This is a genomic window from Leisingera methylohalidivorans DSM 14336 (assembly GCF_000511355.1).
Classification (GTDB): domain Bacteria; phylum Pseudomonadota; class Alphaproteobacteria; order Rhodobacterales; family Rhodobacteraceae; genus Leisingera; species Leisingera methylohalidivorans.
On sequence record NC_023135.1, the window covers coordinates 1,690,347 to 1,705,899 of the forward strand.

General features: G+C 58.8%; 13 protein-coding genes, 1 tRNA gene and 1 pseudogene. 8 read left to right on the forward strand and 7 right to left on the reverse strand.

The features are described from left to right. The first annotated feature begins 80 nt into the window (after positions 1-80). The 4 genes from olsB to tsf all read left to right on the forward strand — a co-directional run bounded on the left by olsB (position 81) and on the right by tsf (position 3,589). Positions 81-842: an L-ornithine N(alpha)-acyltransferase gene (olsB, locus tag METH_RS08415; protein WP_024090020.1), complete on the forward strand. Its 762-nt coding sequence runs from the start codon at positions 81-83 to the stop codon at positions 840-842. After that, positions 839-1,669, forward strand: a complete 831-nt coding sequence (gene olsA / locus METH_RS08420; protein ID WP_024090021.1) for a lyso-ornithine lipid O-acyltransferase — start codon at positions 839-841, stop codon at positions 1,667-1,669. The genes olsB and olsA overlap by 4 nt, the downstream gene beginning before the upstream one ends. Before the next feature lie 188 nt (positions 1,670-1,857). Next, a complete protein-coding gene (gene rpsB / locus METH_RS08425) occupies positions 1,858-2,634 on the forward strand; it encodes a 30S ribosomal protein S2 (protein WP_044008364.1) in 777 nt (258 codons plus the stop codon). 79 nt (positions 2,635-2,713) lie between these two features. Then, a complete protein-coding gene (tsf, locus tag METH_RS08430) occupies positions 2,714-3,589 on the forward strand; it encodes a translation elongation factor Ts (protein ID WP_024090022.1) in 876 nt (291 codons plus the stop codon). Between the two features lie 479 nt (positions 3,590-4,068). On the opposite strand, the gene METH_RS08435 is transcribed toward tsf, so the two are convergent. Both METH_RS08435 and aroQ read right to left on the reverse strand, forming a co-directional pair. Beyond that, positions 4,069-4,824: a helix-turn-helix transcriptional regulator gene (locus METH_RS08435; protein ID WP_024090023.1), complete on the reverse strand. Its 756-nt coding sequence runs from the start codon at positions 4,822-4,824 to the stop codon at positions 4,069-4,071. Further along, the gene (aroQ, locus tag METH_RS08440; protein ID WP_024090024.1) at positions 4,821-5,270 is read right to left on the reverse strand and encodes a type II 3-dehydroquinate dehydratase; all 450 of its coding nucleotides are present in this window, start codon (positions 5,268-5,270) and stop codon (positions 4,821-4,823) included. The genes METH_RS08435 and aroQ overlap by 4 nt, the downstream gene beginning before the upstream one ends. An 81-nt stretch (positions 5,271-5,351) precedes the next feature. Here aroQ and METH_RS23875 point away from each other — a divergent pair, with 81 nt between their 5' ends. The 4 genes and pseudogenes from METH_RS23875 (at position 5,352) to METH_RS08460 (ending at position 8,633) form a co-directional block, all read left to right on the forward strand. Continuing rightward, the gene (locus METH_RS23875) at positions 5,352-5,567 is read left to right on the forward strand and encodes a hypothetical protein (RefSeq protein ID WP_156927472.1); all 216 of its coding nucleotides are present in this window, start codon (positions 5,352-5,354) and stop codon (positions 5,565-5,567) included. 69 nt (positions 5,568-5,636) lie between these two features. Then, the gene (locus METH_RS08450) at positions 5,637-6,848 is read left to right on the forward strand and encodes a serine hydrolase domain-containing protein (RefSeq protein ID WP_024090025.1); all 1,212 of its coding nucleotides are present in this window, start codon (positions 5,637-5,639) and stop codon (positions 6,846-6,848) included. A gap of 69 nt (positions 6,849-6,917) precedes the next feature. Further along, entirely contained in the window at positions 6,918-7,781 is an 864-nt protein-coding gene (locus tag METH_RS08455; protein WP_024090026.1) for an acyl-CoA thioesterase, read from the forward strand. Positions 7,782-7,931: 150 nt separating this feature from the next. After that, positions 7,932-8,633 (forward strand): annotated as a pseudogene (locus METH_RS08460) (IS30 family transposase). A 559-nt stretch (positions 8,634-9,192) separates the two neighbouring features. On the opposite strand, the gene METH_RS08465 reads toward METH_RS08460, so the two are convergent. From METH_RS08465 to pdxH, 5 genes are all read right to left on the reverse strand, one after another. Continuing rightward, a complete protein-coding gene (locus METH_RS08465; RefSeq protein WP_024090027.1) occupies positions 9,193-12,837 on the reverse strand; it encodes a vitamin B12-dependent ribonucleotide reductase in 3,645 nt (1,214 codons plus the stop codon). Between the two features lie 723 nt (positions 12,838-13,560). Then, positions 13,561-13,637: transfer RNA gene (locus tag METH_RS08470), tRNA-Pro, on the reverse strand. A 43-nt stretch (positions 13,638-13,680) separates the two neighbouring features. Next, positions 13,681-14,118 carry a DUF192 domain-containing protein gene (locus METH_RS08475; RefSeq protein WP_044008366.1) on the reverse strand — a complete coding sequence of 146 codons (438 nt, stop codon included), beginning with the start codon at positions 14,116-14,118 and terminating at the stop codon, positions 13,681-13,683. A gap of 43 nt (positions 14,119-14,161) precedes the next feature. Then, positions 14,162-14,701, reverse strand: coding sequence for a cold-shock protein (locus tag METH_RS08480; RefSeq protein ID WP_024090029.1), 540 nt, complete (start codon positions 14,699-14,701; stop codon positions 14,162-14,164). Between the two features lie 131 nt (positions 14,702-14,832). Continuing rightward, positions 14,833-15,438 carry a pyridoxamine 5'-phosphate oxidase gene (gene pdxH, locus METH_RS08485; protein WP_024090030.1) on the reverse strand — a complete coding sequence of 202 codons (606 nt, stop codon included), beginning with the start codon at positions 15,436-15,438 and terminating at the stop codon, positions 14,833-14,835. Between the last annotated feature and the right edge of the window lie 115 nt (positions 15,439-15,553).

The window sequence follows — 15,553 nt, forward strand, 5'->3', positions numbered from 1 at the left end:
TCTAACTCGCCTTAAAAGCTGCGCGTTCTTTGCCTTAATAGAAGCATGCGCTCAAGCCTGATCGACGCAATGGTGACCGAATGCAAGACTGCCCCCCGGAATTTTCCGTCAAGATCGCAGAAACAGACGCGGAACTGCGCGCGGCACAGGCCCTGCGCTATGACGTATTTGTTCGGGAGCTTGGCGGCGGCGGCGCGATGGTGGACCATGATGCGGGGCTGGAGCGGGACAGGTTCGACCCGTTCTTTGACCATATGCTGGTGATCGATGACACCACGGGCACCGTGGCCGGTGTCTACCGTCTGCTGCGAGATGATCAGGCCGCCAAGGCCGGACAGTTTTATTCCGAGGACGAATATGACCTGACCGTGCTGAAGTCTTCGGGCCGCAGGCTGCTGGAGCTGGGACGCTCTTGCCTGCATCCGGATTACCGCGGCGGCATGGCGATGTTTCACCTCTGGTCCGGACTGGCCGGCTATGTGGAGGCCCACAATATCGAAGTCCTTTTCGGGGTCGCAAGCTTTCACGGCACCGACCCAGCTGCGCTGGCCGATCCGCTGGCCTTGCTGCAGCACAATCATCTCGCCCCGCCCGAACTTCGCGTACGATCAAAAGCGTTTCAAACCATGGGTTTGGTGGCCGTAGATGATCTCGACCGCAAACGGGCCATGGTGCAAACCCCGGCACTGATCAAAGCGTATCTGCGGCTAGGCGGATTTGTCGGCGACGGCGCCTATATCGATCAGGCTTTCAACACCACCGACGTATGCCTGATCCTCGACACTGCGCGCATGAACGACCGCCAGCGCAGGATTTATACCGGAGGCAAGGACCGGGGATGAGCGTCAGCTGGCAAAGCGAAGAGGCGCCGGATCCGGTCCGGATCGGTGCCCTGGGCTGGCTGCTGGTGCTGGTGCGCGGACTGCCGCTGGCGATGCTGGTTTTTGGCGGTTTGCTGGTTCTGCTGGCCTTGCGGCTGATCGAACGGCCGGTTTTCGGCGTGCAGCGGCCGGTGACGCCGTTCATCACGCAGTTTGTCTGCCGCAACGCCTTTCGCATTCTTGGTATCAGCTTCAATACCCGTGGGGCGCTGATGCGTCAGAAAGGCGCCGTGGTGGCCAATCACGCCTCCTGGCTGGACATCTTTGCCCTCAATGCGCGCAAGCGGATCTACTTTGTCTCCAAGGCGGAAGTCGCAAAATGGCCGGGGATTGGCTGGCTCGCGCGGGCCACCGGAACAGTTTTCATCGAACGCGACCCCAAAAAGGCCAGGGAACAGGCAGTCCTGTTTGAACAGCGCCTGCTGGCCGGTCACAAGCTGCTGTTTTTCCCCGAGGGCACCTCGACCGATGGTTTGAGGGTTTTACCCTTTAAAACAACGCTCTTTGCGGCGTTCTTTTCGGAACAACTGCGCGAGGATCTGCACATCCAGCCTGTTTCAGTCCGCTATCATGCGCCTGACGGCGCCCCGGCCCGGTTTTACGGCTGGTGGGGGGATATGGATTTCGGGCCTCATCTTCTCAAAATCCTGGCAGCCCCGCGGCAGGGCCAGGTGGAGCTGATTTACCACCAGCCCTTGAAGGTTGCCGGTTTTGCAGACCGCAAAGCCCTGGCCGCGGCGGCTGGGGCGATGGTGAAAGACGGCCACCGCCGCGCCTTGGGCGGCTGAAAATTGTGGCGGGAAACCGATTCCGCCTGTTTCGCTATTGTCAGCTGACAATTTCTGCTCTATGAGCGCGCCTACGAACCCGCAGGCGGGGTTTGGCCTGATCAGGGGAGACATCCCTGACGGACCCCCGGTTGGAGCATCCGCTCTGAACCCCCGCCGAGGATAGAAACCGGAAAGGATATAATAGCATGGCTCTTCCTGAGTTCACCATGCGTCAGCTGCTTGAAGCTGGCGTTCACTTCGGCCACCAGACCCAGCGCTGGAACCCGCGCATGGCACCGTTCATCTACGGTGCGCGCAACGGCATCCACATCATGGACCTGACCCAGACTGTTCCGATGCTGGACCAGGCGCTGCAGGTTGTCCGTGACACCGTTGCCAAAGGCGGCCGCGTCCTGTTCGTCGGCACCAAGCGCCAGGCAGCCGGCCCGATTGCCGAAGCGGCTGATAAGTCGGCTCAGTACTTCATGAACCACCGCTGGCTCGGCGGCACCCTGACCAACTGGAAAACCGTTTCCCAGTCGATCAACCGCCTGAAGGAAATCGACGAGAAGATGTCCTCCGGCGCCGAAGGCCTGACCAAGAAAGAGCGTCTGGGCATGGAACGCGATCAGGAGAAGCTGGAAGCGTCTCTGGGCGGCATCCGTGAAATGGGCGGCGTGCCGGACCTGCTGTTCGTCATCGACGTGAAAAAAGAAGCGCTGGCCATCGCCGAAGCCAAGAAACTGGGCATTCCGGTTGTGGCTGTTGTCGACACCAACTGCTCCCCCGACGGCGTGGACTTCATCATTCCGGGCAACGACGACGCATCGCGCGCCATTTCGCTGTACTGCGACCTGGTTGCCCGTGCAGCACTGGACGGCATGTCCGCTCAGCTGGGTGCCGCAGGTGTTGACCTGGGCGCGCTGGAAGAAGCGCCGGCCGAAGAAGCTGTGACTGAAGAAGCCGCCGCTGCTGACGCCTGATCCGTCCCGTCACGGAACTGACATGCGGGGCAGGGTATCACCTGCCCCAAATCTGTTTTTGAAATGAGGAGAGCCTAAGATGGCAATCACTGCTGCTATGGTGAAAGAACTGCGCGAATCCACCGGCGCAGGCATGATGGACGCGAAGAAAGCCCTGGTCGAAAACAACGGCGACATGGAAGCCGCGGTTGATTGGCTGCGCACCAAAGGCCTCGCCAAGGCTGCCAAGAAATCCGGCCGTACCGCCGCAGAAGGCCTGGTTGCCGTGATCGTCGAAGGCAACAAAGGTGTTGCCGTCGAAGTGAACTCGGAAACCGACTTTGTCGGCAAGAACGCCGAATTCCAGGAAATGGTCGGCGGCATCGCCAAAGCAGCCCTGGGTGTTTCCGATGTTGAAGCGCTGAAAGCTGCCGACATGGGCGGCAAGACCGTTGCCGAGACCATCACCGACAAGATCGCCACCATTGGCGAAAACATGTCGGTCCGCCGCATGGCCGTGCTGGAAGGCGAAACCGTTGTGTCCTACGTGCACAATGCCGCCGCTGCAGGCATGGGCAAGATCGGTGTTCTGGTTGCCATGACCGGCGGCGACGCAGCGATCGGCAAGCAGATTGCAATGCACATTGCAGCTGCCAACCCCGCGGCACTGTCCGAAGCGGACATGGACGCCGCCGTGGTTGAGAAGGAAAAGCAGGTTCAGATGGACATCGCCCGCGAATCCGGCAAGCCGGAGCAGGTGATTGAAAAGATGATCGTCGGCCGGATGAAGAAATTCGTCGCGGAATCGACCTTGCTGAACCAGCAGTTCGTTGTGAACCCGGACCTGACCGTTGAAGCCGCAGCCAAAGAGGCAGGCGCAACCATCACCGGTTTCGCCCGCGTCGAAGTCGGCGAAGGCATCGAAGTCGAAAAAGAAGACTTTGCCGCTGAAGTTGCCAAGGCAGCACAGGGCTGATTTGGGCTGATCCGGGCGGATCAGCTTTCACGATAAATCTCAGGAACCGGCAGGGTCATCCCTGCCGGTTTTTTCCGTCGTATCGCCCCGGTCCGGCGACAGCGCTGCCGGGCGCTGAATGCCCGGCGGCTGACACGGCCTATGCGTTTCTGGGAACAGGAGACCTGCAGCAGGGATCTGAGGGACCCCACTGATGGGGATGGGCGAGGCCCCTCTGTATCCGGAATAGACGCGGAACAATACGCGCCTATCCCTGACCAGGTAGGAGAGCCTTGAAATCACAAGGGTCGTTACCCATTAGTTCCTTGGCCAAAGCCACCACTCACGGAACAGGGGCAACATGCAGAAAATCAACCTAAAATGGTAGTATAGGATTCCATACTTCCTGGAGCATAGAAGAGGCGCGGCAAATTAGGAAAACCGGTAATACGCCAAGGGGCAGCGGTACAGCCCGGATCGCCGGCACCCGCGCAGCTGCCTTAGGCATCCATGATATACATCTGATTGTGCAGCGCCGCCTTCAGAACGGCCTGGGCGGTTGTCTCTACCGACAGCGATTCTCTGGCAAGGCGCAGGTGTTTTTCAATCGTCGCAGGTGTAAGCCCCATCAGAAGTGCAATGTCCTGCGTGGTTTTGCCATCGCCAACCCATTGCAAAACCTCCCGCTGCCGTTTGGTAAGGCAGCGGTTCGGCGCTGTATAGGGCAGGGTGAGGATTTTCAGATGGGCCACATTGTTCATCAGCACGATGTCCTCGCCCGATTCCTGCCACAGCGCATCCACCGCATCCTGAGACATGCCGGGTTTTGCAGCCAGTGATATCGCGCCCTTGTACCGCGGAGACGCTGAGTAGAAACTGACGGTGTAACCGGCATTCATGTCAAGCTTCTGATTGAACTCATGCACCCGCCGGGCTTCAGGCCCAAGTGTACCGCCGGCAATCATGTCCTGCACGATACGCCAGCTGCCAGCGCCTTCATTCTCCAATGCCCAGCGAAGCATCGGCGCGTGGAAATACAGCCCCTTGTGCAAAAAGCCGTTCAGATATTCGCTGTCATGATTGGACAGGATAACAAAATCGTCCGGATCCCCCAGCGAGGTTGCCGTCTTGTAGCGGGTATAGCCGTAAATCAGCCGGTCGAACCCGAACCTGTACATTTGCCGGACATGCCCGTCCCACAGCTCTTCCAGGCTTTGAGCGCCGCAAAGAAAGTTCAGGTATTCCTTTACGTTCATAAACTTACGGCCTTTTCCAAATGTGCCTTCAATGCGTCCAGCGCCAGCAGGTATCCCTGCGCGCCAAAACCGCAAATCTGCCCCAGTGCCGCCTTGGAGATATAGGAGGTGTGCCGGAACGGCTCGCGTGCGTGAATGTTGGAGAGATGCACTTCAACGGCCGGGATCTCTACGGAAATCATGGCATCCATCAGTGCAATAGACGTGTGCGTATAGGCGCCGGCGTTCAGAATGATCCCCTGATGCTGCCCCTTGGCCGCATGAATGGCATCAATCAGCGCCCCTTCGTGGTTCGACTGGAAGCAGCTGACCGAGACGCCAAGCTTCTGACCATGTTCGGCACAGGCCTGCTCGACCATCGCCAGGGTGACCGAGCCATAGACGTCCGGCTGCCGGGTGCCAAGCAGGTTGAGGTTGGGGCCGTTCAATACCAGAATGCTCGTCATCGGATCTGTTTCCTTTTCGTCCTTCCCTTTGAAGTACTAAGACAAATTTTCAGCAAATGCGATCATGCAAACGCGCAAGATTTGGAAAAATTCGAATTTTGGAATTTACAGAACCCGCTGAGGCAAGCGGTTCCCCGGCACAGTCAGGGGCCTTCTATTCCGGGCCCTTTCAACAACGGGGCGCAGTCATTTTCAGCCAGAAAACCCATTGGCGCGGTGAAGTCTTTGCTGGACAATAATCCGGCACCGGCGCCCCGGAACCTGAACCTCACCGTCACCCGGCTCGTCTCCTTTTGAAACACTGTATACAGTCCGGTTGAATACATGGTCCGGGTCAATGAGACACAGCGAAGGGAGGGCACGGCGATGAAATCAGACCGGCTGGAACGCATGAGGCGGTGGCAGCAACGCTATGTGGATGAAGGGAAATATCCAGGAAGCTCTCTTTTGATCCGCCGCCGCGGCGAGGAACAGTATTTCCACGCGGCTGGTTTGCGCAACATCGAGGAGGATCTGCCGTTCACCCGTGACACGCTGGTGCGCCTTTATTCGATGACCAAGCCGGTGACCTCTGTGGCGGTGATGTATCTTCTGGAACAGGGGCTGTTCCATCTGGATGCCCCCGTCAGTGATTTCCTGCCGGAATTCAAGGATATGCAGGCGCTGGTGCCCGGAGCCGTCCGGATCAGCCAGACCCGGCCTTGCACTGCTCCGACACTGCATCAGCTGCTGACTCACACCAGCGGGCTGAGTTACCCATTCAACCCGGGCGTCCTGCCGGAAGCCATGGCCAAGGAGGATCTGCTGTTCAAGCCGGACCATGGAACACTGGCCGCGATGGTGACCCGGCTTGCCGGGCTGCCGCTGGCGTTCGAACCGGGGTCCCGCTGGGAATATTCCGTGTCGACCGATGTGCTGGGGCGCGTTGCCGAAGTTGTTTCGGGCAAGCCATTGGGCCGGCTTTTGCAAGAGGTGATCTTTGAACCGCTGGGAATGGCGGAGACCGGGTTCCAGCCGACCAGCGGGGCAGGGAACCGGTTTGCCTCTCTCTATACGCCGCTGGCGGGTGACGCCATGGCACTGAATTCCGCAGAGACCGGCACCGGCAGCCTGCGCCTGACCGACAGTTACCCGCAGTCTCCCTTCTGGCAGAGTGAAATGCACTCCGGCGGCGGTGGATTGATCGGCACAATTGACGACTACATGGCATTCACCGAAATGCTCCGGTGCCGCGGCCGAAGTCAAGACGGCTTTATAATCAGCCCGCAAACAGCTGATTTCATGATGCAAAACCACCTGGTAGGCGATATTGCTTCGATGGGACCGCAAAGCTTTGCCGAACAGCCGATGGAGGGTATGGGCTTTGGTCTTGGCGGCGCGGTTGTCCTGAATCCGGCACGGGCGCGCTGCCCCGGATCCGCCGGCGATTTCAGCTGGGGCGGCATTGCGTCTACGTTCTTCTGGGTGGACCGGCAGTTTGATGTGTCGGTGGTGTTTTTCACCCAACTGGCGCCCTCCAGTTCGTATCCGGCACGGCCGGAACTCAAAGCGCTGGTCCACGGCGCCATTGCCGAATAACTTCCAACTGCAGCGGTTCCAGGTAAGATGGCCGTTCTGCATCAGAAAAGACCAATGAAAGCGCTGCAAATGCCGGATACCGCCAAAGTCCTCCTTGATCTGCTGGATCTGGAAGCACTCGATACTAATCTGTACCGCGGATCCGGTTCCGGCGGCGAAACGCCGACCCGCATCTATGGCGGTCAGGTGATCGCGCAGGCGCTGACGGCTGCATATGCGACTGTTTCCGGACGTTTATGCCATTCTCTTCATGCGTATTTCATTCGTCCGGGCGATCCGTCCAGACCGGTTATCTACGAGGTTGACCCGGCCCGGGACGGCCGCAGCTTTACCACCCGGCGGGTGGTGGCGATGCAGAACGGCAAGCAGATCCTGAACCTGGCATGTTCCTTTCATGCGCCGGAACCCGGCTGGGAGCATCAGCACCAAATGCCGGATGTTCCAGCGCCGGCCGCGCTGGAGCCGCGTGACAAAATTCTCTTGCGCGAGGCGTTCCGGGTCGACCCGGCCAAACGCGGAGAATTCACAAGACCGCGGCCTTTCGAGATCCGCGAAGTTGCGCCGCGCGACCCACTGGAGCCGGAAGAAACAACCGATATCAATCATATGTGGATCAGAATGGAAGCGGCCAAAGATGCCGGACCCGAGCTGCAGCATATCCTGATGGCTTATGCCTCGGACTTTGGCTTGCTCGGATCATCGATGCGGCCGCATGGGCTGACGTTTCACAAACCCGCCGCCATGACCGCCAGCTTGGATCATGCAATGTGGTTTCACGCAGCAGTCCATTTTGAGAACTGGCATCTTTACACAATGGACGCACCGTTTACGGGCAACGGCCGTGGTTTCAATCGCGGGTCTATATACACAGAGGCCGGTCAACTGATCGCCAGCGTTGCCCAGGAGGGTTTGCTTCGCCCGGTAAGCGGTTGAAAATTGAGACTTTAATCTGCAGCGTCACAGTGCTTTAAATAAACAAACTCAACATAATCCCTATTATGAGACTTCCATACCCCGCAGGGTGGATTCACATCCGAAGTGCAAATTCTGTATCAAAACAGATGTTTGCATGGAGGCTATTGAATGGGACGCAGCTACCCTCACCTGAGTTTGGAAGAACGCCGGAAGATTGCCTAGTGGCGTGAAGCCAAAATGCCAGTGCCTGAGATCGCAGACCGGCTGGGCCGCGCAGCGTCGACGATCTATCGCGAACTGAAGCGCAATTTCTTTCACGACAAGGAACTGCCAGAGCTGAACGGATACTATTTTCAAAGACCTTCCCAAGTCTCGGATCGCCACGAATTCGGACACTGGGAATGCGATCTGATGATGTTCCGCAAGGAACATGGAAAGGTGAACCTGACCTCTTTGGTCGAGCGCGTCAGCCGCTATGCCGTGGTCATGCGCAACGAGGACCGGCACTCCAAACCGATCATGGAGGCGCTGATCAGCGGTCTGGCTTCCCTGCCCGCCGATGCGCGCCAATCAATCACCTTCGACCGCGGCACGGAATTCTCGGCCTGGCGGCGTCTCAAGGACGGGATCGGCGCGGACAGCTGGTTCTGTGACCCGAAAGCTCCGTGGCAGAAAGGCACCGTGGAGAACACCAGCAACAGGCTGAGAAAATACCTGCCTCGCTCGACCGAGCCGACGACGCTGACAAACCGATATTTAAGGTCGGTTTGCCACCGCCTCAATTCCACCCCGCGCAAGTGCCTCGGCTACAAGACGCCAGCAGAAGTCTTTGAAAGCAAGCTGATGGAAATCCAGAACCGATTGGAATAAAAAGACATATCAGAAGTTGCGCTTCAGCGTGAGTTCACAGAAAGAGAATAACCCGAACAGGCGGTTGGCGATTGAGGGCAGAGCGCCTGGAACCTTGTGACTTGGACGCTCAAATATCCGAGATTCTGAACCAGCTCACCGACAATACAGAAGTTTGGAAAGGGCTTACGGCCCGGTTCCGCGACAGTTCCGACGACTAATCCCGCAAGGCTTTTCAGCCTTTCGATATTTGGGGGCTGCGGGCTGCCAAGCCTTGCTGCCATCGGTGCGTGGTGAGACATTCCTGCTTTGCACAACCAGTGACAGTTCAACCTGGTTGCAACACTATAATGCGGTAAGCAGTTCCGCCCGCCGTCAAGAAAATGGCTTCCCCTGAGAACAGAGGAAGCCAGTTATCACCGGTCAGGCTCCTTCATTGACTGCCCGAAAGTTTTCTTACCTGGGCCTTCCCGGTGTTCAGAACGGGCGCACCCGTTCCTGATAGCGTTGGATGCAGTATCAATGCTTCCAGCATCCGTCTGCGCCGCCGAGTGAAATTCAGAGACGCAGACAGTTTCCTTCAGCTGCAGCCGGAAGTTCCGCCGCAGGTGTTGCACTTCATGCAGGTGCCGTTGCGCACCAATGTGTAGTTGCCGCATTCGCCGCAGGCTTCGCCCTCGTAGCCTTGCATCTTTGCCTTGGCGCGCGCGTCCATGCCTCCGCCGGAATGCGCGCTCGTGTCCCCGGTCTCTGGCACCAGCGTCTGCAGCGCCGCGACGGGATCGGTTCCGGTTGCAGCGGTGCTTGCCTCGGTCTGGCCGCCCTGCAAGACCACCAGTTCCTGCGGCAGCCGCTTGCGCAGATAGCCGGTCGACGAGATCTGCTTCAACACTTCCAGCGACCGCGAGGCGGCGTTTTCACTCAGCTCGGACAGGTTCGACACGCCGTCTTCCTCGCCGCGCCCCAGGTCGTCGAAACTTGCGCCTTCGGGCTTTACATGCGCCAGATCTGTCCGGTCCAGATAGCTGACGGCCAGTTCTCGGAACACGTAATCGAGGATCGAGGTCGCGTTCTTGATCGAGTCGTTGCCCTGAACCATGCCGGCGGGCTCAAACTTGGTGAAGGTGAACGCATCCACAAATTCTTCCAGCGGCACGCCGTATTGCAGGCCGACCGATACCGCGATGGCGAAATTGTTCATCATCGCGCGGAAGCCCGCACCTTCCTTGTGCATGTCGATGAAGATTTCGCCCAAGGTTCCGTCAGAGTATTCACCGGTGCGCAGGTACACTTTGTGACCGCCGACAACCGCCTTCTGCGTATAGCCCTTGCGGCGCTGGGGCATCTTCTCGCGGTGGCTGCGGACCAGCTCCTTGACCACCACTTTCTCGATGATCTTTTCGGCCAGAACCGCGGCCTTTTCCTGGGTGGAGCCGCTTTCCAGCACCTCTGCTGCCTCATCGTCATCCTCGACCAGCGCCGCTGCCAGCGGCTGGCTCAGCTTGGAGCCATCGCGGTACAGCGCGTTGGCTTTCACCCCCAGGCTCCAGCTCAGCTCATAGGCTTTCTGGCAGTCCTCGATGGTGGCCGAATTCGGCATGTTGATGGTTTTGGAAATCGCGCCGGAGATGAAGCTTTGGGCCGCCGCCATCATGTAGATATGGCTGTCAACGCTCAGGAAACGCTTACCTTTTTTGCCACAGGGGTTTGCACAGTCAAAGATCGCATAATGCTCTTCCTGCAGATGCGGTGCGCCTTCCAGCGTCATGGTGCCGCAAACATGGTCGTTGGCCGCGTCAATGTCCGCCTTGGTAAATCCCAGGTGGCGCAGCAGGTCGAATGTCGGATCATTCAGCTTTGGCGCCGGAATGCCCAGCACGCCGGTGCAGAAATCCTCGCCCAGGGTCCACTGATTGAACACGAAGCGGATGTCAAAGGCCGATTCCAGCGCGGCATCCACCTTGGCAAGTTCATTGGGGCCGAAACCGTGGCCGGCCAGCGAGGTGTGGTTGATGCCCGGCGCGTTGCCGATGGAGCCATGGCCAACTGCGTAAGACACAATTTCCTGGATCTGGGCAGAGCTGTAGCCCAGCCCCTCCAGCGCCGACGGCACTGACCGGTTGATGATTTTGAAGTAACCGCCGCCGGCCAGCTTCTTGAACTTCACCAAGGCAAAGTCAGGCTCGATGCCGGTGGTGTCGCAGTCCATCACCAGGCCGATGGTGCCAGTGGGTGCAATCACTGTGGTTTGCGCGTTGCGGTAGCCGTGCTTTTCACCCAGATCCAGCGCCTCGTCCCAAGCGCTGGCGGCCAGATCGGTCAGCAGCACGTCGGGGCAGTTGGCGATGTCCAGCGGCACCGGCGCAACCGACAGCGCCTCGTACCCGCCCGCATTTCCCTTTGCAGCGTTTCGGTGATTGCGGATCACACGCAGCATGTGGTCTGTGTTTTTTGCATAACCCGGGAAGGGCCCCAGCTCCGCGGCAATTTCGGCCGAGGTGGCGTAGGACACGCCGGTCATCAGCGCGGTCAGCGCGCCGCACAGCGCCCTGCCCTCGTCCGAGTCATAGCTATAGCCCATGTTCATCAACAGGCCGCCGATATTGGCATAGCCCAGACCCAGGGTGCGGAAGTCATAAGACCGCTGCGCGATTTCCTTGGAGGGGAACTGCGCCATCATCACCGAGATTTCCAGCGTCAGCGTCCACAGGCGGCAGGCGTGCATATAATCATCGGCCTGAAACTGCCCGTCCTTGAGGAAACTCAGCAGGTTCAGCGACGCCAGGTTGCAGGCTGTGTCGTCCAGGAACATGTATTCAGAACAAGGGTTTGAGCCGCGAATCTCACCGTCTTCCGGGCAGGTGTGCCATTCGTTCACGGTGTCGTGGAACTGGATGCCGGGATCAGCGCAGGCCCAGGCCGCATGGCCCACTTTCTCCCACAGGTCGCGGGCTTTGACCACCTTGGCGACCTTGCCATCGGTGCGGTTGACCAGCTGCCAGCCGGCATCCTTTTCCACCGCATGCAAGAAAGCATTGGTAACCCGGATCGAGTTGTTGGAGTTCTGACCCGAGACAGAGCTGTAGGCCTCGGAATCCCAGTCGGTGTCATAGGTCGGGAACTCGATCGACGTATGGCCTTGCTTGGCGTAATCCAGCACCCGCTTGACGTAGGTTTCCGGGATCGCCACCTTCTTGGCTTCGCGGATCGCACCCTTCAGCCCGGTGTTGACGGCAGGGTCATAGGCATCCGCTTCGGCGCCGTCCCAGCTGCGGATCGCTTCGAAAATGCCGTTCAGCATCTTCTCGTGCATCTTGGAGCCGGCCACGATGGAGGCGACTTTCTGCTCCTCCAGCACCTTCCACTCGATGAACTGCTCGATATCAGGGTGATCGGCATCGACGATCACCATTTTTGCTGCCCGGCGGGTTGTGCCGCCTGATTTTATGGCGCCCGCTGCACGGTCGCCGATTTTGAGAAAGCCCATCAGGCCCGAAGATTTGCCGCCGCCGGACAGCGGCTCGCCCTCGGCGCGCAGGTGGCTGAAGTTGGTGCCGGTGCCGGAGCCGTATTTGAACAGGCGTGCCTCGCGCACCCACAGATCCATGATGCCGCCGTCCTTGACCAGATCATCCGAGACCGACTGGATGAAACAGGCGTGCGGCTGAGGATGCTCATAAGCGCTGTCGGATTTGGTCAGCTTGCCGGTCTTATAGTCGACATAGTGATGGCCCTGGGCCGGGCCGTCGATGCCATAGGCCCAATGCAGGCCGGTGTTGAACCACTGGGGGGAATTGGGAGCGGAACGCTGGGTTGCCAGCATATAGCGCATCTCGTCGTAATAGGCGCGGGCGTCGTCCTCGGAGGAGAAATAGCCGCCCTTCCATCCCCAATAGGTCCAAGCGCCGGCCAGACGGTCGAACACCTGCTTGGAGGAGACTTCGCCGCCCAGCACCGCGCCGTCCGCGGGGACCGAACGCCACAGAAACTCGGGAACACCTTTTTCGCGGACCTTTTTCAGCCGCGACGGCACGCCCGCCTTGCGGAAATACTTCTGCGCAATGACATCGCTGGCGACCTGGCTCCAGGATGCGGGGATTTCAATATTGTCGAGCCGGAAAACAATGGTCCCGTCCGGGTTGCGGATTTCCGATGTGGCCGAGACAAAGGCCAGATCAGCATAGGCATCCTGTCCGGGTTTTGTGAACTTCCGTTCGATCTTCATGCTCAGCCCCTTTTTAAGCATTCGTCGTTCAATTGTCGCGGTGCCCTATGCACCCGTCAGGCCCGGCCACGGAACCCACAAACACCCGTCGCACGCCGCAAACAGCGCACTTGCGGCCCTCGCCGGCCATTCTCACAGGACTGTTTGCTGTTTTCAGCGTTGTTGCTTCGGCCTGATGATCCACCAGATCTAGTGCCGTCGCAACCGGTGTCCACTATTTGGCGTATTCGGACACAAAGGGTCAACGTAAAATTTACATCTTCGCGACTATCTTTGCTGTTGACGCTTTCAGACGATTGCAGCCTGCGCAGACTGCCATTGATTCATCCACAGGCCACGTCAGGTTCAGCGTCTTCGGACGGCGCCGCTGCATGGTTGAATTTCCTTTTACGGTAAAATGACTTGCTGCTTTGCAGAGAAGCAGAGGATATCCGGGAGTCTGAAACCGGATGAAAAAAAACATAGCGCAGGATCAGGGCCTGCCGCGCTGCGCAGGCTGAAAGCGGACTTTATGTGGTTCAGCGCCGTGAGCCGGCTGGCACACATTGTGCAGTTAACCTTTTGATGCCTCTCAGCGGAAAATGGTTAAAACTGTCTTTATAGCGTGCTGGAGATGTAACGAAGCCGCAAATTTCTGCATTCGGTTGTCAGCCGCCAAAAGCGGAAAACGAATCTTGAACCGGAGGTATCCGGCTAAGATTCGCTGAAATTTTTGAAGAAGTATGGTCGGGGCGGCGAGATTCGAACTCACGACCCCCTGTACCCAAAACAGGTGCGCTACCAGACTGCGCCACGCCCCGGACCGTGCGCCTTCCTATCTCTGCCAAACTGATTTGAAAAGCCCTAACAGGGCCAAACTGCCCCGCTGCGGGAAAAAACTTCGTGGCGCATCTGTGAACCCGCAGCGATACCGTAGGCGCGGGCAAGACCGCCGTTGATTTCCAGCACCGCAAAGACGGCGCCGCCGCCTGGAATCGGGGTCAGATCGCCAGGAACGGCGTTCTCGTGCACCGAGGTCACCAGCCCGTGTTCATTCAGAAAAATGATATCGAGGGGGATCAGGGTGTTCTTCATCCAGAACGCCGCGGGCTGCGGGCTGTCATAGACAAACAGCATCCCTGCCCCGCGCGGCAGCTCTTCGCGGAACATCAGCCCCTGGGCGCGCTCCGCCTCTGTATCAGCAATTTCGACGGCAAACCCCGCCTGCCCCCAGTCGCCGCGCAGATCAGCGCGCGCAAGCTGGCACTCAGACGCCAGCGCGGTGCCGGCGGCAACAGACATGCAGGCGCCCAAGCTCCATTGAAGCAGGCGCCGAGGCAAGGCCTCAGATCTCACCGCCGGGGAGCATTGCAGCCTCCCAGGCCAGCACTTCAACCGCCATACGGCCGCGTTTGCCATCGATCACCCGCATTGCCAAGGCTTCCCCCGGCTGCAGATCCGCCAGCCCGGACTGACGCAGCACTTCGACATGCAGGAAAACATCCTCGCTGCGGCCAAAGACATTGGCAAATCCGAACCCTTTGCCCTTGTCGAACCATTTGACCCGCGCAGGCTCCAGCGGTTCGTTTTTCAGGCTGGTCATGTCCAGTTCGGCAAAATCGCTCAGCACCGGGGTATCATCCCGTTCGGGCGGCTGAATGGAGATCACTTCAACGGCTTGAACACCGCGGCCTGTCTGGTGGGTCACGATTTCGATCCTGGCGCCGTCCGCGACAGAGCTCTGGCCGAAATTACGCAAAACATTCACATGGAGCAGAATGTCCGCACCGCCCTCGTCAGATACGACAAATCCGTACCCTTTGGCTGGATCGAACCACTTCACTTGCCCCTGAATTTGCTGCAAGCTGCTGAGATCTTCTGCCACAAACTTTCCCCACCGCGTTTTAATTTTGCTGGTGCCCTGATGCGCCATTCTGACCTTGGATTTCAAGCTAAAAAGATTTGAGATTGTCACGAATCCGCTATTGACCCTTGGTAAGTCATTTCCTTTTCCACTTAAGGATTGAGCCGCAGAATCTCCCATTCTGCAGCTGCATTCGTGCGGCGCCAGCGAAACCGGTCATGCAGCCGGAATGCGCCATCTGCCCAAAATTCTATTTCCACCGGCACCAGGCGGAAGCCGCCCCAGAACGGCGGCCGGTCTGGATTCGGACCTTTCATCGCAGTTACCTTGGCCACCTCGGCCATCAGCGTGCCGCGGCTGTCCAGCGGCTGTGATTGCTTTGAGGCCCAGGCCCCCAGCCGGCTTTTGAGCGAACGGGACTTGTAGTATTCATCCGCTTTCGGCCCGTCTTCGCGGGTAACCGTGCCGCGCACCCGGATCTGGCGGCGCAGCGACTTCCAATGCATGACAAAGGCGGCTTTGCCAGCCTGATCCAGCTCTTGCGCCTTGGTGCTCTCGTAATTGGTGTAGAACACAAAGGCGCCGTCTTCGATTTCCTTGAGCAGGACCATGCGGCTGTTCGGCAATCCGGTCTCATCCACAGTGGCCAGGGCAATGGCGTTGGGATCGTTGGGTTCGGTCTGTTCTGCCTCCCCCAGCCAGGACCGGGCGATGACAAACGGATCGTTGCCTGCAAATATACCTGTACGGTCGGACATCGGGCACCTCTTTGCGGATTTGGCGGCAACCTATGCACCTTCCTGCCGCGCGGCAAGGGCGAGCACCCTTGTCGCCGCCCGCTTGGCATATTAAACACCGCGTAATTAACAGATC